The organism is Streptomyces sp. NPDC058576 (genome assembly GCF_042718715.1).
Classification (GTDB): Bacteria; Actinomycetota; Actinomycetes; order Streptomycetales; family Streptomycetaceae; genus Streptomyces.
Genome location: NZ_JBHXPF010000099.1, coordinates 1 through 19,427 on the forward strand (window position 1 = coordinate 1; position 19,427 = coordinate 19,427).

The following is a 19,427-nucleotide window of genomic DNA, read 5'->3' on the forward strand; positions in this document are numbered from 1 at the left end:
CGCCCACCGCCTCCCGCCCGGCCACACCCGCCCGCGGTCACCGGGCACACGCCGCTGGGGCCGGACCCCTCCCGGTGTCCGGCCCCTGCCGGGGTACAGCCCCTGCCGCTACTTCTTGCGGCGGCGACCGCCGCCGCCGCTCTTCTGGGCCTTGCGGCGCTCCGCACGCGTCATGCCGTCGGCAGAACCGGACCGCGTGTCACCGGTGGCGTCATCGTTGGCGAAGTCGCCCTCGACGACACCGCCTTCGCCGTCCACCGTGGGAGCGGAGAAGTGGAGCCGGTCCGGCCGCTGCGGGGCCTCCAGGCCCTTGGCGCGGATCTGCGGGGCGGCAGCGGCGCCCTCCTTCTCCAGCGAGGTGCGCTCGGCGCCGTCCTGCACCGGAACCTCCTCGACCTGCTGCTCGACCTGGACCTCCAGGTTGAACAGGTAGCCGACGGACTCCTCCTTGATGCCCTCCATCATGGCGTTGAACATGTCGAAGCCCTCGCGCTGGTACTCGACCAGCGGGTCCTTCTGCGCCATGGCCCGCAGGCCGATGCCCTCCTGGAGGTAGTCCATCTCGTAGAGGTGCTCGCGCCACTTGCGGTCGAGCACCGAGAGGACGACGCGTCGCTCCAGCTCACGCATGATGTCGGAGCCGAGGGTGTTCTCGCGCTCCTCGTACTGCTCGTGGATGTCGTTCTTGACCGACTCGGCGATGAAGTCGGCGGTGACGCCCGCCAGGTCCCCGGCAGCCTCCTCCAGCTCCTCGACGGTGACCTTCACCGGGTAGAGCTGCTTGAAGGCGCCCCACAGCCGGTCCAGGTCCCACTCCTCCGCGAAGCCCTCGGCGGTCTCCTGCCGGATGTAGTCGTCGATCGTGTCGTCCATGAAGTGCCGGATCTGGTCCTGGAGGTCCTCGCCCTCCAGAACGCGGCGGCGCTCGCCGTAGATGACCTCGCGCTGCCGGTTGAGCACCTCGTCGTACTTCAGGACGTTCTTACGCGTCTCGAAATTCTGCTGCTCGACCTGCGACTGGGCGGAGGCGATGGCGCGGGTGACCATCTTGTTCTCGATCGGCACGTCGTCCGGGACGTTCGCCATCGACATGACGCGCTCGACCATCTGGGCCTTGAACAGGCGCATCAGGTCGTCGCCCAGCGACAGGTAGAAGCGGGACTCGCCCGGGTCGCCCTGCCGGCCGGAACGACCGCGGAGCTGGTTGTCGATACGGCGCGACTCGTGCCGCTCCGTGCCGAGCACGTACAGCCCGCCGAGATCCTTGACCTCTTCGAACTCCGCCTTCACGGCCAGCTCGGCCGACTCCAGCGCGGCGGGCAGCGCGGCCGCCCACTCCTCGACGTTCTCCACCGGGTCGAGGCCGCGCTGGCGCAGCTCCGCCTCGGCGAGGTCGTCCGGGTTGCCGCCGAGCTTGATGTCGGTGCCTCGGCCGGCCATGTTCGTCGCGACGGTGACGGCGCCCTTGCGGCCCGCCTGGGCGACGATCGTCGCCTCCCGGTCGTGCTGCTTGGCGTTGAGGACCTCGTGCTGGACGCCGCGCTTGGAGAGCTGCTGCGAAAGGTACTCGGACTTCTCGACCGAGGTGGTACCGACCAGGATCGGCTGCCCCTTCTCGTGCTTCTCGGCGATGTCGTCGACGACCGCGGCGAACTTGGCGACCTCGGTGCGGTAGATCAGGTCCGACTGGTCGGCGCGGACCATCGGCCGGTTCGTCGGGATCGGGACCACGCCGAGCTTGTAGATCTGGTGGAACTCGGCGGCCTCGGTCATCGCCGTACCGGTCATGCCGGAGAGCTTGTCGTAGAGGCGGAAGAAGTTCTGCAGGGTGATCGTGGCGAGGGTCTGATTCTCGTCCTTGATGTCCACCCCTTCCTTCGCCTCGATCGCCTGGTGCATGCCCTCGTTGTAGCGGCGGCCGGCGAGGATACGGCCGGTGTGCTCGTCGACGATCATGACTTCGCCGTCGATGACGACGTAGTCCTTGTCCTTCTTGAACAGTTCCTTCGCCTTGATGGCGTTGTTCAGATAGCCGACGAGCGGGGTGTTCACCGACTCGTAGAGGTTGTCGATGCCGAGCCAGTCCTCGACCTTGGCGACACCGGACTCATGGATGGCCACGGTCCGCTTCTTCTCGTCGACCTCGTAGTCGCCGGTCTCCTCGATGCCCTTGAGCTGGTTGCCCGCCTCACCCCTGGTGAGACGCGTGACCAGCTTGGCGAAGTCGCCGTACCACTTGGTGGCCTGGTCGGCCGGGCCGGAGATGATCAGCGGCGTACGGGCCTCGTCGACGAGGATCGAGTCGACCTCGTCGACCACGGCGAAGTTGTGGCCGCGCTGGACGAGCTCGTCCTTGGACCACGCCATGTTGTCGCGCAGGTAGTCGAAGCCGAACTCGTTGTTCGTGCCGTACGTGATGTCGCAGCCGTACTGCTCACGGCGCTGTGCCGGCGTCATGTTGGAGACGATGCAGCCGACGGTCAGACCGAGGAACTTGTGGACCCGGCCCATCATCTCGGAGTCACGCTCGGCGAGATAGTCGTTGACCGTGATCAGGTGCACGCCCTTGCCGGAGAGCGCGTTCAGATACGTGGGCAGGGTGCCGACGAGGGTCTTGCCCTCACCGGTCTTCATCTCGGCCACATAACCGAGGTGCAGGGCGGCTCCGCCCATCATCTGGACGTCGTAGTGGCGCTGTCCGAGGACGCGCTTCGCGGCCTCACGGACCGTGGCGAACGCTTCGGGAAGCAGGTCGTCCAGGCTCTCGCCGTCCGCGTACCGTTCCTTGTACTCGTCGGTGAGCGCCCGCAGCTCGGCGTCGGAGAGGTTGACGAAGTCCTCTTCGATGGAGCTGACCTGGTCCGCGATGCGGTGCAGTTTGCGCAGGATCTTGCCTTCGCCTGCACGCATGAGCTTGTTGAAGACGGACACTGAGGCTGGTCTCCTTGCCGGTCGGGCCTGGCACTGGGTCGTGTAATGGACTCTGGCGCGGGCACGGCAGGTGGGCCCCACCGCAACGGCCATCGTAAGCGAGGACACCACCGCGTCGGGAGGGCTGCCGTCGCGTGGACCTCGCCGCACCCTTATAGGACAACGGTCCAGACGCACGGAAGGTGCCGGGAAGCCCGAAAAGTGCTCGCATCACGGCATCGGGCTCACGAGAATCGGCCCATGGAGCCGATCACCCTCACCACGGAACGCCTGCTCCTGCGGCCCTTCGGCCCGCAGGACACCTACCGGGTGCACGCCGCCTGTCAGGACCCGGACATCCAGCGCTGGACGGTGATCCCCTCCCCGTACCGCCTCACCGACGCGGAACTGTTCACCACGAAACTCGCCCCGGCGGGCTGGCAGGAAGACTCCTCCTACGGCTTCGCCCTGGTGCTGCGGGATGCCGGGACGCTCGTCGGGGCGCTCGGCATCGACCGCCGCAGCCGGCCGGGAACGTACGAGGTGGGCTACTGGTCCACCAAGGAGCACCGCGGCCGCGGCTACGTCACCGAGGCGGTGCTCGGCTCCGCCCGCTGGGCCTTCGCGTCGCTGGGGGCGGACCGGCTGGAGTGGCGGGCCGAGATCGGCAACCTGGCCTCCCGGGCGGTCGCCCTGCGGGCGGGGTTCCGGCTGGAGGGCGAACAGCGGTCCGGGCTGCTCAACAAGGGGGTGCGGCGCGACGCCTGGACGGCGGCCCTGATCCCGTCCGACCTGGGCCTCGCGGGCACCCACCCGTACGTCCCGGAGCGGCACGCCCCCCGGATCGGCGGAGCCCCGGACTCCGGACGCTGACCCCCAGGTGTGCCCGTGATCCGCGTACGACATCCGGGGTCGGACTGTCAGTGGCGCCGTCTAGGGTTCGACGTATGACGCCTGTGCCTCCTCCCGCAGTCGAACTCTCCGCCGACCAGGCCCGCCGCATCGCCCTGCGCGCCCAGGGCTTCCTGGGGGCACCGGACCGCCGGGGAGGGGTGCCGGGGGTGCTGCGCCACCTCGGCGCGGTCCAGCTGGACACGATCTCGGTGCTGGCCCGCTCGCACGAGCTGATTCCCTACGCCCGGCTCGGCCCGGTGGGCCGCCGGACCGTGGAGGACGCCTACTGGTCGGGCGGCCGGACCTTCGAGTACTGGTCGCACGCCGCGTGCATCCTGCCCGTCGAGGAGTGGCCGCACTTCGCGTTCCGCCGCCGCGCCTACCGCTCCCGCCCGCACTGGGGCCACGATCTGCCCGACGGTGTGTACGACACCGTGATCAAGCAGCTGCGCGACGAGGGCCCGTTGACGGCGACCGAGCTGGGCGGCGCGAAGAACGGCGGCGAGTGGTGGGACTGGTCGGCGTCCAAGGTCGCCGTCGAGCGGGCCCTGATGTACGGCGAGGTGGTGTGCACCGAGCGGCGCGGCTGGAAGCGGGTCTACGACCTGGCCGAGCGGGCCATTCCGGACGCCCTGCTGCACGACGAGCTGAGCGACGCCGAGTGCCGGCGGCGGCTGGTCGCACTGGCGGGCAAGTCCCTGGGCGTCGGCACCCGCAGCGACATCGCCGACTACCACCGGCTGAAGGGCGAGGAGTTCGACGCCGTGGTGGCGGACTCGGGCCTGGTACCGGTCGTGGTGGAGGGCTGGGCGAAGCCGGCCTGGGCAGACCCGGAGGCCATGGCCAAGGAGCCACGCGGCCGCCACCGTACGACGCTGTTGTCGCCGTTCGACTCCCTGGTCTGGGAACGGGCGCGCACCGAGCGGATCTTCGACTTCACCCACCGGCTGGAGGCCTACGTGCCCAAGCAGAAGCGGATCCACGGCTATTTCGCGATGCCGTTGCTCGCGGGCGGGAAGCTCCAGGGCCGGGTCGACCCGGCGCGCGAGGGAACCACGCTGGTCGCCAAGCAGGCCTCGCTGGCCGGCCCGAAGGCGGTGGCCCCGATGGCCGAGGCCCTGGTGGAGGCGGCGGCCTGGGTGGGGTGCACGGACATCCGGGTGGACCGGGTGGACGCCCCGGAGCTGCGCGAGCCGCTCAGGACGGAGATCGGCCGGGCGCTCCAGCGCGCCTACCGCTGACCGCCCACCGCCGCTCCCGGCCGGTACCGGGGGCCGGAGCCGCCCGCTACCTGATCTCCAGGATCTTCTCGCGCATGGCATAGACCACGGCTTCCATCCGGGAGTGCAGCTGCAGTTTCTCCAGGATATTGCGGACGTGGTTCTTCACCGTGTTCTCGGAAATGAACAACTCCTTGGCGATATCCCGGTTGTTCATGCCGGTCGCCACGAGTTTCAGCACTTCCAGCTCGCGTTCGGTGAGCCGGGGCGCCGGAACGAGCCGCCGCTCGTCGGTGCGCTGGATCATCGACTTGAACTCGGTGAGCAGCTTGGAGGCCATGGAAGGGCTGATCTGGGACTGCCCGTCGGCGACCGCGCGAATGGCTGTGGCGACCTCGTCGGTGGAGATCTCCTTGAGGAGATATCCGGTCGCGCCCGCCTTGATCGCCTCGTAGAGGTCCGCCTCCTCGTCGCTGATCGTCAGCATGATGATCTTCGCGCTGGGCGCCACCTCCTTGATGGCGGTGCAGGCCTCGATGCCGCCGCGTTTGGGCATCCGGACATCCATCAGAACGATGTCGGGCAGCAGGTCGGCGGCCTTGTCGACCGCCTCGGAGCCGTCCCCGGCCTCGCCGATGACCTGGATGTCCTCCTCCTGCGCGAGGACGATCTCCAGACCCCTGCGGAAGAGCGCGTGGTCATCGACCACGAGGACCCTGATGGGCTCCTTGCGTGAAGCGCCGTCCGCGTCCGTGCCGGTATACGCACCGGTGTCGTCGTCGGAGTCATTCGCATCGCGCACGGGCCCGAAGGTGTCCGCCATCGTTCCTCCCCCTGAAGGCCACGGCCTGAAGTGTCGGTCGTTCGCCAACGGCACTTCACAGAACACCGATTGGCTCGGGCCGCCATGATTCCATGCCCGGACCCCGGCACGGTGGCCCTGAGCCCGTGCACGGGTGCCCCCGTCGGCGCGAAAACGCCCCGGGGGCACCCCGACGATGTGGCCTCAGCCGCCGAGCGCGCCGCCCGCGCCGCCTGCCTCGTCCGAGGCGAGCGGGTCGGTCCTCAGGTGGATGACGCCGTAGTCGTAGGCGTGTCGCCGGTAGACGACGCTGGGCTCCTTCGTCTCGGAGTCGACGAACAAGTAGAAGTCGTGGCCGACCAGTTCCATCTCGTAGAGCGCCTGGTCGAGCGACATCGGTGCGGCGGTGTGGGTCTTCTCGCGCATCACGAGCGGCCCTTCGCCCTGTACTTCGAGCGAGCCGATCTTCGTGGTGGGGACGGGCGCCGGCGGCTGGTCGCCGACCAGCTCACCGTCCTCGTCGAACGAAGCGACGCCGGGGACCACGTCCCCGACCTCGGCAGCCGACAGACGGCCGTTGCCTCGGCGGCTGTAGCGCTTGTCGTGCTGCTTGCGCAGCCGGGCCTCCAGCTTTCCGGTGGCCAGGTCGAGCGCTGCGTAAGGGTCGCCCGCCGCCGCTTCCGCCCGGATGACCGGTCCCCTGGAGCGGAGCGTGATCTCCACCCGGTCGGAACGGTCGGCCTGACGGGGATTCGGCTCCTTGGACACCTCGACGTCGAGGCTGATCACCTTGCCGTCGAACTTCTGGATCTTGTCCAGCTTCAGCTTCTCGGCCACGTGCTTGCGGAACCGCTCGGGCACCTCGGTCTTGCGGCCCTTGACGACGATGTCCACGCAGAACTCCGTTCCCGGATCGCCCCGCTCAGCGGCGGGGCATCTCCCTTTTGCACCAGGCCCCGGAGATCACCAGGGCCTCGGACTCGGTGGCTTTCGCCTCCTCCTCCCCCGTCGGAAGGGTCGCAACCCCACCGACTTGCGTGCTTCTCCTACCGGTGAGTTACCTGCCCGAAACCTGATGGTGCATTCATCGAGGTCCGGCATTCACCGTTCCTCACAACCGAACATAGCCTGCACAGCAGGGTCTCGGCACCCGCTACTGGCACGTACCTCCATTCAGGGGGTATTGCCCTCTCATTACCTGCAACGATGCGGGTTCTCGGTCAGTTCCGGTTTATTTCGAAGGCGGAGGGAGAGGCTGCGACGACCGCCGCCCTGCACTCTCCGTGCGCGGAGAGCTCCCGACCGGTGCCGTACGCCTCACCGACGGCCCGTGCCGCCTCCGCCAGCGTCGATCCCGTCGTCAACAGATCGTCGACCAGGATCACCCGGCCGTGAGGGAGAAGGCCGCGCCGCAGGAGCCGCCCTCCCCCCGCTGTGAGCTCCAGTGCGCCGGCCAGATTCGCCCGCCGCTGTCGCGCGCCGAGCCCCGCCTGGTCCGCGACCGCCCGCCGCTGCCGGAGCAGCGGAAGCACCTGGGCCGGCAGGCCCACGCGCCGCAGGTCCCGCGCGGCCGTGACGGCGATCCTCCGCACCGGGTCGTGGCCGCGCGCCGCGGTCGAGGAGCGCGCGGAAGGCACGGGAACCAGCAGCAGGGGTGCCGCGAGCCGTGAGCCTCCCGCATCGCCCGGCCGCCCCGTCCCGGCCCGTACGCAACCCGCCAGGGCTCGTCCGAGTGCCCCCGCCAACCCGAGTGCCCCGCGCTCCTTGTGGGCCAGCAGAACCGCGCGTACGGCGTTCTCGTACGGCGCGGCCGCATACACCGCCGGAAGGCCCGGCGGCCGGGGCGAGGGCCGCACCCGGCGGGCGGGCACGCCGTGCAGCGCGGCACCGCAGGCCGCACACAGCTCGGTGCGCGGCCTGCCGCAGCCGGCGCAGGCCACCGGCAGAAGCAGACCGGACAGCTCCCGCCACGCGTTCCGCATGAGCCCACTGTGCCGGGCCCGCCGAGACCGGACCACCCCTGTGGAAAACCCGGGGCCCGGCGGAGCACGCCCGGGTCCCCAGCTACCGGATCAGCCGGGGTAGACCAACGACGTGCCCTGCTTGAGCACCGTCTGCCAGTTGTCCCCGGGCGAGAGCTTCACTATGCCGTCGCCGACGGTCTCCGCCATCAGCGGGAGCAGCTCGTCGTCCGCCGCGGCGACCGACTGGACCTGGTTCACCCCGGGGAGCGCCCCCGAGGCGGACGTGGAGCCGTCCGCCTGCACGTAACGCACCTGCTGGACGCCGCCCTCCTCCTTGCCGACCACCACCAGACGGCTGCGTCCCGACCAGGAGATGGCCGACACATCGGTGAGCTGCGGTGCGGCCTGGCGCAGGTCCTCGACCGAGATCTCGGGCGCCACGGGGGATCCCCGGCGCTCGACCCGGCCGATGTTCAGCGTCGTCCGGCCGTCCTCCGTCAGCAGCAGAGCGATCCGCACCCCGTCCGCGGACATCCGGAGCTCCTCGATCCGGGCGCCGTCGAGGCCCGGTACCCGGACCTCCTGCGGCTCGCCCGTGCCCCCGGCCAGCCTCAGCAGCCTGGGGCCCGCCGGATCACGGTCGGCGACCCACAGGTCGCCGCGGCCGTCCCAGCTCGGCGGCGACAGCCGGTCGGCGGCCTTCTTCGCGGCGCTGGTGACAAGGGGCTCGGCCAGCTCGCCCTCCGTCTCCAGGGAGGACACGTAGAGGTTCTGCCCCTGGGAGGAGACCGCGGCGGCCCGCTCTTCGTCCCGGGCCACCCCGACGGCGCCCATCGGGACGGTGCCCGCGCCGAGGGGGCCGGTCACGGGCTCGGGAGTTCCGGTGCCGTCGGTGGAGCCGGGGATCCGCTCGACCTGGCCCTTGTCGTTGATGAAGTACTGGCTGTCGGCACCGTCGGAGCCGGGGTCGGCGGAGAACCCCGGCGCGTCGTCGGCGTCCAGTGCGCAGAGCCGGCCCTCGCCGCCCTCCAGTTCCACCCGCTCGACCCGGGCCGAGGTCAGATCCCGGAGCGTGAAGAGCACTTGGGCTGCCATCATCCGGCAGGCGCTCCGGCCCGCCGTGTCGGCCTTCTCGTTGAGCGGCACCTTCAGGACGTTCTGATCGTCGGGCGCCAGCGCGGTGACGCCCTTGCGCAGAGCGGTCCCCGTCGGGAACCGGGAGTCGACCACGGGCCGCAGCCAGTTCGTCGGCCCGGCGAGCAGTGTCCTGACCGTCTGTGTGGCGGTGTCCATGCGCGTGACCGGATCCGTGCGGTTGCGCACGTAGACGGGGTCCGCGACGAGCGTCGACCGGCCGTTGGTGCGCCCGGTGGCGTAGTAGTACTTGTTCACGGAGCGGTAGAGCCGCTTGAAGTCGGACTGCCCGAGGACCAGGCCGTCCGGTACGACGTCGATGCGCCACTCCTTCTTCCCCTCCGCCACCTGTTCCAGCACCAGCTGCAGGGTCTGGGAGTAGGCGGTGGGCGCGAGCGGCTGGTAGGAGCTCTGGGCGTCGACCGCCGCGACCTTCTCGCCGGTCAGGGTGTAGGTCGTCTCCCGGTCCCGGGTGGCCCGGTTGTCCTCGTCGTGGAGCAGGGGGCCGCTGCGGTTGGGAGCCTGGGCCAGAACCGTGGTGCTTCCGCTCGGCTGCCAGGTACGCCGGGCATCGGCGCTCAGGTACTTCCGCGTGGTCGCGAACGCGGGATCGTCGCTGGTCATCGACTCCAGGAAGCCGTCGACGATCTCGCTGGGCGACGCGCCTTCCCGGGGCGCCACCGCGTACACCTGCACCTGCGAGTCCCCGGGCTGCGAGGCGTCGACCGCCTTGACGTCCCCGGTCACCGGCATCGAGCCGCATCCGGCCAGCACGACGATGCCGCAGCCCAGCAGCGCGGACATCCGCACCGCCCGTCCGTGGCCGCCAGGACGGCGGTCAGTACCCACGAGTGGTGTCCTCCTGGTCGGAATTCGGTACGCCGGTGCCCACGCGTCCACCGGGACGTTCCTGGGCCTGGCGCGCCACGACACGTGCTCCGTTGCCGGGCAGCGCGGCGGGGTGCGCCGGCGGGGAAGCGCCGTTGCGGACGGCGGGGCCGCGGCCGGGCACGGGCAGCGGCGCACGCTCGCCCGCTCCCGGCTGGGGCGGCACGGACATCAGCCGGTGGTCGTCCGACGTACCCGACCCGGTCTCGTCGCGCTCCCGGTTCTCCCGGTTGCGCCGCGAGTCCTCGGGCTCCAGCGGTATCGGCGAACCGCGCAGGGGCTCGTCCGCCGTACGCGGCAGGGTCAGCCGGAACTGGGAGCCGCCGCCCGGCTCGCCCCAGGCCTGGAGCCAGCCGCCGTGCAGCCGGGCGTCCTCCACGGCGATCGACAGGCCGAGACCCGTCCCGCCGGTCGTCCGGGCCCGCGCCGGGTCGGCGCGCCAGAACCGGTTGAATACCCGGGTCGCCTCGCCGGGCTTGAGCCCGACCCCGTAGTCCCGGACGGCCACGGCGACCGCGCCCTGTGCCACGCCCATCCGCACCACGACGTCCCGGCCCTCGCCGTGCTCGACGGCGTTGACGACGAGGTTGCGCAGGACGCGTTCGACGCGGCGGGCATCGGCCTCGGCGATCACCGGCTGGTCGTCGCCGACGACCAGGATCCGGGTGCCCTTGCGCTCGGCGAGCGGTTCGGCGCCGCCGATCACGCGGTGCACCACGGTCCGCAGGTCTATCGGCTCGGCCTCCAGGGCCGCGGCGCCCGCGTCGAAGCGGCTGATCTCCAGCAGATCGGCGAGCAGCGACTCGAACCGGTCGAGCTGGTCGCCCAGCAGCTCGGCGGAGCGCGCGGTGACGGGGTCGAAGTCGGCACGCGCCTCGTGGATGACGTCGGCGGCCATCCGTACGGTCGTGAGGGGGGTCCGCAGCTCGTGCGAGACGTCGGAGACGAAGCGCCGCTGCATCCGGGAGAGCTCCTCCAGCTGCTGGATCTTCAGCTGGAGGTTCTGGGCCATCTTGTTGAACGCCTCGCCGAGCCGGGCGATGTCGTCCTCGCCGGTGACCTTCATCCGTTCCTGGAGCTTGCCCGCGGAGAGCCGCTCGGCGATGCCGGCCGCCATCCGCACGGGTGTGACGACCTGCCGCACCACGAACCAGGCGATGGCCCCCAGCAGCACGACGACGAACAGCCCGGCGGTCGCCAGGGTCGTCTTGACCAGCGTCAGGGACTTCTCCTCCTGCGTGAGCGGGAAGAGGTAGTAGAGCTCGTAGGGCTGCTGATCGATGTCGTAGAGCCGCTTGCCGACGACGAGCCCCGGCTGCGACGCGTTGCCGTACGAGTACTGGATCAGGGAGTACGTCTGGAAGGCGCCCTGCCCCTTGCTCACGTTCTGACGCAGGCGCTCGGGCACGCTGGACGCCTCGACGCTGCCGGAACCGCGTGCGGCACGGCTGCCCGCACCCTCGGTCACCGAGTCCGCGCTGAGCGCCACCACGTTGAAGGCGTTCTTGCCGCCGCTGGCGAGCTGGTCGACGAGCTCGGTGCGCCAGGAGGTGCTGCCGGTCATACCGTCGGCGCCCTCGCTCCCCTGCCCGCCCGGGGCGAGGGGGGCGTTCGCCTTCTCCTGGGCCGCGGCGAAACCGCCGGCGGCCTGGGTCTGGGCGGCCTTGCCCTTGGCGTCGAGCAGGCCGTTGCGCACCTGCCCGATGACGACGAAACCGAGCAGCAGCACGACCCCGATCGACATCAGGAGGGTGCCCGCGACCACGCGGAGCTGCAGGTTGCGCCGCCACAACCGGACGGCGGGCAGCAGCGGACGGCGCACCCACCGCATCAGCAACCGCGGTACGGGCCCGCCGGGCGTCCGGTCCTCGAACAACCGGCCGCCCTGCAGGAAACGGCTCATGCGTGACGCCTTCCGTCCCGGGCCGGCAGCCCGCTCCGTACGGACTCCCGGCTCCCCGGGCCCCGGAGCAGCACTGCCTCGGGCCATCTCAGCTCGGTCCGGCCTTGTAGCCGACGCCTCGGACCGTCACCACGATCTCCGGCCGTTCCGGGTCCTTCTCGACCTTGGAACGCAGACGCTGGACATGCACATTCACCAGGCGGGTGTCGGCCGCGTGGCGATAACCCCACACCTGCTCCAGCAGGACCTCACGGGTGAAGACCTGCCACGGCTTGCGGGCGAGCGCGACCAGCAGGTCGAACTCCAGCGGAGTCAGGGCGATCGACTGCCCCTCACGCTTCACGGAGTGGCCGGCCACGTCGATGACCAGGTCACCGATGGTCAGCTGCTCCGGCGCGGGCTCTTCGGACCGCCGCAGACGTGCCCTGATCCGGGCAACCAACTCCTTAGGTTTGAACGGCTTGACGATGTAGTCGTCGGCCCCTGATTCCAGGCCGACCACGACATCGACGGTGTCGCTCTTGGCAGTGAGCATGACGATCGGCACACCGGACTCGGCCCTGATCAGCCTGCACACCTCGATGCCGTCCCTTCCGGGCAGCATGAGGTCGAGCAGCACCAGGTCCGGCTTGGCCTCACGAAATGCGGCCAGTGCCTTGTCGCCGTCCGCTACGAACGACGGCTCGAAACCTTCTCCACGCAGCACAATCCCGAGCATCTCGGCCAGTGCGGTGTCGTCGTCGACGACAAGGACGCGTCCCTTCATAATCGACATCATCCCATTAGCTAATCGTTACCTGCGATGACCTGGCACACAGCTCTGCCAGTCCGACCCCCGTGACCGGGGAAATGGCGCCCTCCTCGGTGACGATCGCCGTGATCAGTTCCGGCGGTGTGACGTCGAAGGCCGGGTTGTACGCCGGGGCCCCGAGGGGTGCGACGACGATCCCGCCCCCGCCGTCGGGCGATACATCCTGCGGCGATGTGAGCTCCGTCACTTCTTTCCCGGAACGCTGCTCGACGATGATCGATGTGCCGTCCGGCGTCTCCAGATCCACGGTCGTCGTCGGGGCCACCACGATGAAGGGCACGTGGTGGTACTTCGCGAGGACGGCCAGCGGATAGCTCCCCACCTTGTTGGCCACCGAGCCGTCCGCGGCGATGCGGTCCGCCCCTATGAGTACGGCATCGACCTCTCCCGCCGCGAGCAGGGACCCCGCCGCGTTGTCCGTGAGCAGGCTGTACGCCAGTCCGTTGCGCGCCGCCTCGTACGCGGTCAGCCGGGCCCCCTGGAGCAGCGGACGCGTCTCGTCCACCCACAGCCGTCGCAGCCGCCCCTGCCGGTGCACCCGCAACGCCACCGCGAAGGCCGTCCCCTCGCCCCCGGAGACCAGCGCCCCGGTGTTGCAGTGGGTCAGCAGCTGGTACGCGCGGCCCGGCAGCAGCTCCTCCAGCAGCGCCTCGCCGTACTCGGCCATACGCCTGCTGGCCTGGGCGTCCTCCCGGTGCAGCGCCCGCGCCTCGGCCAGCGCCGCCGCGGCGGCCGCCTCGTCCCCCTCCCCCTTCCCAGCGGCCTCCCAGTAGGCGGCCGCCACTCGCCGTACCCCGTAACCGAGGTTCACCGCGGTGGGCCGCGCTCCCTCCAGCAGTCCGGTCGCCTCCGCGACATCGAAGCCCCGTGCCGCCGCGAGCGCCACCCCGTAGCCCCCGGCGATCCCGAGCAGCGGAGCCCCTCGCACCGCCAAGGTCTGGATCGCCCGCACCAGAGCGGGCACATCGGTGCACACCAGCTCGACCTCATCGGCGGGCAGCCGCGTCTGGTCGAGAAGCACCAGCACGGGACCTTCCGGAGGCTCGTCCCAGCGGAGTACGGAAAGCGCGGGAGGCTCGAAGCCCACCGGTGATTGCGCGTCCTGATCAGCCATCTGTCCAGTCTGCCCGCTGAGCCACCCGCAACTGAAGGCCCGAAGGAGACGGAGCGGCTGGACCGCCCCGAACCGACGCGTGGCACGATGGCTGCCAACCTGCCGCCCCGATGAGCGGTCAGGACGGTGAAGGAGCGAGAATGAACGACTCTCCGGGCTGGGCGTCGCCCGGATCTGCCCCCTCCGACGGCAAGGAGACGGCGATCCCCCGCCCCTCCGACCCGCAGGACGGAAGCGGCCCGACGGGACAGTGGTCCAGCGAGCAGCCGCCCCCCGGGCAGTGGTCCCCACCGAGCAACCCCGGCAGCGGCCCCGGAGCACGGCCGCCCGCACCCGGCTGGGGCGGCGGCCCGCAGCGACAGGGCTGGGCAGGACCGCCACCGGCCGCGAAGCCCGGCGTCATCCCGCTGCGCCCCCTGAGCCTCGGCGAGATCCTCGACGGCTCCGTGTCCGCCCTGCGCGCCCACTGGCGTACCGCACTCGGCTTCAGCCTCGCGGTCTCGGTGGTCACCCAGACCGCCGTCATCCTCATGCAGCGCTATCTGCTGCCGGAACCGACCTCCGTCGACCCGAACGCCACCGGCTCCGAGGCCCTCCGCCAGGCCGCCGATTCGGCTCGCTCGACACTGATCTCCCTGGCGCCGGCCTCCCTCCTCTCGATGATCGCCACGCTCTTCACCGCGTCGGTCGTCACCGTGGTCATCAGCCGCTCCGTGCTGGGCCGCCCCACCACGCTCTCCGACTCCTGGGCCGAAGCCCGCCCCCGCGTCCTCCCTCTGCTCGGGCTGACCGTGCTGGTCTCCGTGATCATGGCCGCCATCATGACCGTGGGCGTCGGCCCCGGCCTGTTGCTGGGCTCCGAGGCCGGAGCGGCACTCGCCTTCCTCGGCTTCGCCGCCGCCTGCGTCGTGATGCTCTGGCTGAACGTCAGCTTCGCCCTGGCAGCCCCCGCACTGATGCTGGAACGACAGAGCATCGTGGCCGCGCTGCGGAGGTCGGCGAAGCTGGTCCGCGGCGCTTGGTGGCGCACCTTCGGGATCCTCGCCCTGACCTATCTGCTGACCTTCCTGCTGACATTCCTCGTCTCCATCCCGTTCAGCTTCATCGCCGTGATCGCCGACGGAACCGAGGTCAGCGATCTCTTCAGCAGCACCGCCCCCTCCTTCGGCTGGCCCTTCCTGATCGTCACCGGCATCGGCGAAGTGATCGTCTCGACGCTGATCTACCCCTTCGTCGCCGGCGTGATGGCCCTCCTCTACGTGGACCAGCGCATCCGCCGCGAAGCCCTGGACCTCGACCTCGCACGGGCCGCGGGCTTGCCCGGCTACGGCGTCGACACCCCCAGGAGCTGATGCGGTGTCGGGGGCGGGGGGCATCACCACAGCACGGCAGGACAGCGCAGCGGGCGACATACCCGTGGACACGCCACGCCTCCCGGCGCGGGAGGCGGCCGAGAGCGAACTGTCCAAGCCGATGTACCACGAGAACGACCCGAACTTCCTCCAGCGCGCCCTGAACCAGTTCTGGGACTGGATCGCCGGAGTGTTCGACGCCGCCGCGGGCGCGGCCCCCGGCGGCCCTGCCGGACTCGTCGTCCTGGTCGTCGTCGTCATCGGCCTTGCCGCCGCCCTCTGGTGGCGGCTCGGCACCCCGCAACGCTCCTCCCGGAGCGCGGACGCCCTCTTCGACGGCGACGGCCCCCGCAGTGCGGCCCAGCACCGCGCCGCCGCCGAAGCCCACGCCGCGGCCCTGCGCTGGAACGCAGCCGTCCAGGAACGCATGCGCGCCATCGTCCGGTCCCTGGAGGAGCGTGCCCTGCTCGACCCCCGCCCCGGCCGCACCGCGGACGAAGCCGCAGCCGAAGCGGGCCGCGCCCTGCCCGAGCACACCGCCCGGCTGCGCGCCGCCGCCCGCAGCTTCGACGACGTGACATACGGGGGCCGCACCGCGGACCAGGCGACATACCTGTCCCTGCGCACCCTCGATCTCGAACTCGACGAGGCAAAGCCGCTGCTGCCCGGAACCTCCCGAGGAGTCACCGGATGACCGCGGCGACCACCGCTTCCCCCACGTCGACGGCGCCCACCCCGGGCCAGGTCTGGACCCGTGCCCGAGGCATTCTGGCCGTCGTCCTCATCCTCGTCGTCGCCGGCATCACGTTCGCCGCCGTACGCTCCGGAACGAACCACGGACAGCTCGACCCCCGCTCCGCGGACCCCAAGGGAAGCCGCGCCGTGGCAGAACTCCTCAAGGCACGCGGCGTGTCCGTCACCGTAGCCACCACGCTCGACGAGGCCGCCGCCGCGACCGGCCCCGACACCACACTCCTCGTCGCCGGCCCCAACCTCCTGACCCGGTCGCAGCAGCTCCGACTGAACGATGCGGCCTCCGCCTCCGCAGGACGCACCCTGCTGGTCGCCCCAGGGCCGGAGCCCACGGCCGGACTCGCCCCCGGCGTCCGCGCCGAACCGCACCACCCCGTCAGCGCTCTCGCCCCGGCCTGCGAACTTCCCGCCGCTCGGCTGGCCGGCACGGCGGACATGGGCGGCACCCGTTACACGACGCAGGACCCCGGCGCCGTCACCTGCTACCCGAGCGCGGGCCTTCCCAGTCTGGTTGTCCTCCCGACCGGGTCGGGAGGCGACACCGTCGTCCTCGGCTCCCCCGACTTCCTCCACAACGAGCGTCTCGACAAGCAGGGCAACGCCTCGCTCGCCCTGCAACTCCTCGGTTCTCGGCCTCATCTCGTCTGGTACCTCCCCTCTCTCACCGATCCATCCGCGACAACCGATGACGACGACTCAGGCGACGGGGCCGAGGAACAGTCGGAGGGCGGAGCGAGGGACGACGCAGCCGACGAGAGCAGCTTCCTCGACCTCGTCCCCTCCGGCTGGCTGTGGGGAACGCTTCAACTCGCCCTCGCCGCAGTCCTCGCCGCCATCTGGCGAGCCCGCCGACTCGGCCCCCTGGTGACGGAACGGCTGCCGGTAGCCATCCGCGCATCCGAATCCGCCGAAGGCCGCTCCCTCCTCTACCGCAAGGCCAACGCCCGCGACCGGGCCGCCGACGCCCTCCGAGCCACCACCCGCACACGCATCGCACCCCTCGCGGGAGTGCCGGCCCGTGACGCACACACCCCCGACGTCCTCCTCCCCGCCGTGTCCGCACGCATCACCGCCGCGGACCGCGACCTCGGCACCCTGCTCTTCGGCACGGCTCCCTCCACCGACGCCGCCCTAGTACTCCTCGCCGATCAACTCGACGCCCTCGAAAGAGAGGTACGCACTTCATGAGCGCCCCGACCCCCGAGCCGGCCGAGCCCACGGTGCCCGCAGCGGCTCCCGTGAGGCCTGCGGAACCGGAGCCGTCCGACAGCGCCCGCGCTTCCTTGGAGGCTCTGCGCTCCGAGATCGCCAAGGCCGTCGTCGGCCAGGACCCCGCCGTGACCGGACTCGTCGTCGCGCTGCTCTGCCGGGGCCACGTACTCCTCGAAGGCGTGCCCGGAGTGGCCAAGACCCTGCTGGTCCGGGCACTCGCCGCGTCACTCGAACTCGACACGAAGCGCGTCCAGTTCACTCCCGACCTGATGCCCAGCGACGTCACGGGTTCACTGGTCTATGACGCACGCACCGCCGAGTTCTCCTTCCAGCCGGGCCCGGTCTTCACCAACCTGCTGATCGCCGACGAGATCAACCGCACCCCTCCCAAGACCCAGTCCTCCCTCCTGGAGGCGATGGAGGAACGACAGGTCACCGTCGATGGAACGCCGCGGCTCCTGCCCGACCCCTTCCTCGTCGCCGCGACCCAGAACCCCGTCGAGTACGAAGGCACCTATCCCCTCCCCGAGGCCCAACTGGACCGCTTCCTGCTCAAACTGACGGTTCCGCTGCCCTCGCGACAGGACGAGATCGACGTCCTCACCCGTCACGCCGACGGCTTCAACCCGCGCGACCTGAAGGCCGCCGGTATACGGCCCGTTGCCGGGCCCGCCGATCTGGAAGCAGCTCGCGAAGCCGTCGCGAAGACGACCGTCTCTCCCGAGATCGCCGGCTACGTCGTGGATATCTGCCGTGCCACGCGTGATTCCCCCTCCCTCGCCCTCGGCGTCTCCCCCCGAGGCACCACCGCACTGCTGTCGACCGCCCGCGCCTGGGCCTGGCTGACCGGCCGGGACTATGTCATCCCGGACGATGTGAAGGCCCTGGCGCTCCCCACGCTCCGTCATCGCATCCACCTGCGGCCCGAGGCGGAAATGGAAGGAGTCACTCCCGACTCCGTCATCGCCTCAGTGCTCGCCCACGTCCCCGTACCCCGATGAGGCGGTGACCATGGCCCTCACCGGACGTACCGCGCTGCTGGCCGCTTTGGGGTCACTCCCCGTAGGCATCCTTGCTCCCAGTTGGACCGGGATGCTGGCGGTCAACGCACCGCTCTCACTGGCAATTCTGTGCGACTACGCCCTGGCCGCGCCAGTGCGCACGCTCCGATTCACTCGATCCGGCGACACATCTGTTCGACTCGGTGACGCGGCAGAAGTGCAACTGACAGTGACTAACACCTCGCGCCGGCGCCTGCGCGCCCAACTGCGGGATGCCTGGCCCCCGAGCAGCTGGGTTCCGGGCACCGAACGCCGCGCTTCCCGTCACACGCTGACGATTCCCGCCGGGGAACGGCGACGCCTGGTCACGGTTCTGCGCCCGACCCGTCGCGGCGAACGCCAGGCTGAACGCATCACGGTCCGCTCGTTCGGCCCGCTCGGCCTCGCCGCACGCCAGGGCCAGCACCGGGCTCCGTGGACCGTGCGGGTCCTGCCACCGTTCACCAGCCGCAAGCATCTGCCCTCCCGGCTCGCCCGGCTGCGGGAACTGGACGGCCGCACCAGTGTTCTGACACGCGGTGAGGGCACGGAGTTCGACAGTCTGCGGGCCTACGTGCCCGGGGACGACACCCGCTCCATCGACTGGCGGGCCACCGCGCGCCAGTCCGCGGTAGCGGTCCGGACATGGCGCCCCGAGCGTGACCGGCACATCCTGATCGTCCTCGACACCGGGCGCACATCAGCAGGACGGGTGGGTGACGTTCCCCGCTTGGACGCCTCGATGGACGCCACCCTGCTTCTCACCGCGCTCGCCATGCGGGCGGGCGACCGCGTGAGCCTCCTCGCCTATGACCGCCAGGTGCGAGCCCGCGTCCAAGGCCGAACGGCGTCGGGCAATGTCCTGGCCACCGTCATGAACACCCTTGCCACGCTGGAGCCCGAGCTCATCGAGACGGACGCTCGCGGCCTGAGCAATGCCGCCCTGACCGACGCGCCTCGCGGTTCGCTGATCGTTCTCCTCACGACGTTGGAGGCCGCCCCCATCGAGGAGGGGCTTCTCCCGGTGCTGTCTCAGCTCACCCAGCGCCACACCGTTCTCCTGGCCGCGGTCTCCGACCCTCGGATCGAGGAAATGGCCGATGCCCGGGGAACAGTGGACTCGGTCTACGACGCGGCAGCCGCCGGCCAGGCCCAGGCCGACCGTCGGCGGACGGCCGACAGGCTCCGGCGCCACGGCGTCGTCGTCGTGGACGCCACTCCGGACAACCTCGCTCCCGCGCTGGCCGATACGTACTTGGCCCTGAAAGCCGCAGGTCGTCTCTGAGGGACCTGCGGAGACGGCCGGCCCTGGGCTGCTCGCCGTCGATCGTGCCTGGCCCGGAACGCAGAAAAGCCCCGCACCAAAATGGTGCGGGGCTTTCCCGGAAAAATTGTTCGGCGGCGTCCTACTCTCCCACAGGGTCCCCCCT

General features: G+C 70.6%; 15 protein-coding genes. 7 read left to right on the plus strand and 8 right to left on the minus strand.

Going from position 1 to position 19,427, the window contains the following annotated elements:
* Positions 1-108: 108 nt before the first annotated feature.
* Positions 109-2,931 (minus strand): preprotein translocase subunit SecA, encoded by a 2,823-nt coding sequence (gene secA / locus ACFWRV_RS35165; RefSeq protein WP_384340070.1) that lies wholly within the window; start codon positions 2,929-2,931, stop codon positions 109-111.
* A 240-nt stretch (positions 2,932-3,171) separates the two neighbouring features.
* Between secA and ACFWRV_RS35170 the strand changes: the two genes are divergently transcribed.
* Both ACFWRV_RS35170 and ACFWRV_RS35175 read left to right on the plus strand, forming a co-directional pair.
* Positions 3,172-3,783: a GNAT family N-acetyltransferase gene (locus ACFWRV_RS35170; protein ID WP_384340072.1), complete on the plus strand. Its 612-nt coding sequence runs from the start codon at positions 3,172-3,174 to the stop codon at positions 3,781-3,783.
* A 74-nt stretch (positions 3,784-3,857) separates the two neighbouring features.
* Positions 3,858-5,045: a winged helix-turn-helix domain-containing protein gene (locus ACFWRV_RS35175; RefSeq protein WP_384340074.1), complete on the plus strand. Its 1,188-nt coding sequence runs from the start codon at positions 3,858-3,860 to the stop codon at positions 5,043-5,045.
* 46 nt (positions 5,046-5,091) lie between these two features.
* Here ACFWRV_RS35175 and ACFWRV_RS35180 read toward each other — a convergent pair whose 3' ends face one another.
* The 7 genes from ACFWRV_RS35180 to mtnA form a co-directional block, all read right to left on the minus strand.
* Positions 5,092-5,847, minus strand: a complete 756-nt coding sequence (locus ACFWRV_RS35180; protein WP_384340076.1) for a response regulator — start codon at positions 5,845-5,847, stop codon at positions 5,092-5,094.
* A gap of 183 nt (positions 5,848-6,030) precedes the next feature.
* The gene (gene hpf, locus ACFWRV_RS35185) at positions 6,031-6,720 is read right to left on the minus strand and encodes a ribosome hibernation-promoting factor, HPF/YfiA family (RefSeq protein WP_384340078.1); all 690 of its coding nucleotides are present in this window, start codon (positions 6,718-6,720) and stop codon (positions 6,031-6,033) included.
* 326 nt (positions 6,721-7,046) lie between these two features.
* Complete coding sequence (locus tag ACFWRV_RS35190; RefSeq protein WP_384340080.1) at positions 7,047-7,808, minus strand: ComF family protein; 762 nt, start codon at positions 7,806-7,808, stop codon at positions 7,047-7,049.
* Between the two features lie 90 nt (positions 7,809-7,898).
* Positions 7,899-9,728, minus strand: a complete 1,830-nt coding sequence (locus ACFWRV_RS35195) for an LpqB family beta-propeller domain-containing protein (RefSeq protein WP_384340095.1) — start codon at positions 9,726-9,728, stop codon at positions 7,899-7,901.
* A gap of 34 nt (positions 9,729-9,762) precedes the next feature.
* A complete protein-coding gene (gene mtrB / locus ACFWRV_RS35200; protein WP_384340081.1) occupies positions 9,763-11,802 on the minus strand; it encodes an MtrAB system histidine kinase MtrB in 2,040 nt (679 codons plus the stop codon).
* A 1-nt stretch (position 11,803) separates the two neighbouring features.
* Positions 11,804-12,493, minus strand: a complete 690-nt coding sequence (mtrA, locus tag ACFWRV_RS35205; RefSeq protein ID WP_007448372.1) for a two-component system response regulator MtrA — start codon at positions 12,491-12,493, stop codon at positions 11,804-11,806.
* A gap of 4 nt (positions 12,494-12,497) precedes the next feature.
* Positions 12,498-13,640, minus strand: a complete 1,143-nt coding sequence (mtnA, locus tag ACFWRV_RS35210; RefSeq protein WP_384340083.1) for an S-methyl-5-thioribose-1-phosphate isomerase — start codon at positions 13,638-13,640, stop codon at positions 12,498-12,500.
* 140 nt (positions 13,641-13,780) lie between these two features.
* On the opposite strand from mtnA, the gene ACFWRV_RS35215 reads away from it, so the two are divergent.
* The 5 genes from ACFWRV_RS35215 to ACFWRV_RS35235 are packed head-to-tail and all read left to right on the plus strand — an operon-like array spanning position 13,781 to position 19,282.
* Positions 13,781-14,992, plus strand: a complete 1,212-nt coding sequence (locus ACFWRV_RS35215) for a hypothetical protein (RefSeq protein ID WP_384340085.1) — start codon at positions 13,781-13,783, stop codon at positions 14,990-14,992.
* Positions 14,993-14,996: 4 nt separating this feature from the next.
* Positions 14,997-15,686 carry a DUF4129 domain-containing protein gene (locus ACFWRV_RS35220; RefSeq protein WP_384340087.1) on the plus strand — a complete coding sequence of 230 codons (690 nt, stop codon included), beginning with the start codon at positions 14,997-14,999 and terminating at the stop codon, positions 15,684-15,686.
* Complete coding sequence (locus tag ACFWRV_RS35225; protein ID WP_384340089.1) at positions 15,683-16,933, plus strand: DUF4350 domain-containing protein; 1,251 nt, start codon at positions 15,683-15,685, stop codon at positions 16,931-16,933. The genes ACFWRV_RS35220 and ACFWRV_RS35225 overlap by 4 nt, the downstream gene beginning before the upstream one ends.
* Complete coding sequence (locus ACFWRV_RS35230; protein WP_384340091.1) at positions 16,930-17,958, plus strand: AAA family ATPase; 1,029 nt, start codon at positions 16,930-16,932, stop codon at positions 17,956-17,958. Before ACFWRV_RS35225 ends, ACFWRV_RS35230 begins: the two co-directional genes overlap by 4 nt.
* 10 nt (positions 17,959-17,968) lie before the next feature.
* Positions 17,969-19,282 (plus strand): DUF58 domain-containing protein, encoded by a 1,314-nt coding sequence (locus ACFWRV_RS35235; protein WP_384340093.1) that lies wholly within the window; start codon positions 17,969-17,971, stop codon positions 19,280-19,282.
* The last annotated feature ends 145 nt before the right edge of the window (positions 19,283-19,427 follow it).

Excerpts from the sequence above, each read along its gene's own strand:
- ACFWRV_RS35180 (WP_384340076.1), bottom strand. The coding sequence starts at position 5,847 with ATGGCGGACACCTTCGGGCCCGTGCGCGATGCGAATGACTCCGACGAC.
- mtrA (WP_007448372.1), bottom strand. The coding sequence starts at position 12,493 with ATGATGTCGATTATGAAGGGACGCGTCCTTGTCGTCGACGACGACACC.
- ACFWRV_RS35235 (WP_384340093.1), top strand. The coding sequence starts at position 17,969 with ATGGCCCTCACCGGACGTACCGCGCTGCTGGCCGCTTTGGGGTCACTC.
- ACFWRV_RS35195 (WP_384340095.1), bottom strand. The coding sequence starts at position 9,728 with ATGTCCGCGCTGCTGGGCTGCGGCATCGTCGTGCTGGCCGGATGCGGC.
- mtnA (WP_384340083.1), bottom strand. The coding sequence starts at position 13,640 with ATGGCTGATCAGGACGCGCAATCACCGGTGGGCTTCGAGCCTCCCGCG.
- ACFWRV_RS35170 (WP_384340072.1), top strand. The coding sequence starts at position 3,172 with ATGGAGCCGATCACCCTCACCACGGAACGCCTGCTCCTGCGGCCCTTC.
- ACFWRV_RS35230 (WP_384340091.1), top strand. The coding sequence starts at position 16,930 with ATGAGCGCCCCGACCCCCGAGCCGGCCGAGCCCACGGTGCCCGCAGCG.
- ACFWRV_RS35190 (WP_384340080.1), bottom strand. The coding sequence starts at position 7,808 with ATGCGGAACGCGTGGCGGGAGCTGTCCGGTCTGCTTCTGCCGGTGGCC.
- ACFWRV_RS35215 (WP_384340085.1), top strand. The coding sequence starts at position 13,781 with ATGAACGACTCTCCGGGCTGGGCGTCGCCCGGATCTGCCCCCTCCGAC.
- mtrB (WP_384340081.1), bottom strand. The coding sequence starts at position 11,802 with ATGGCCCGAGGCAGTGCTGCTCCGGGGCCCGGGGAGCCGGGAGTCCGT.
- ACFWRV_RS35175 (WP_384340074.1), top strand. The coding sequence starts at position 3,858 with ATGACGCCTGTGCCTCCTCCCGCAGTCGAACTCTCCGCCGACCAGGCC.
- ACFWRV_RS35225 (WP_384340089.1), top strand. The coding sequence starts at position 15,683 with ATGACCGCGGCGACCACCGCTTCCCCCACGTCGACGGCGCCCACCCCG.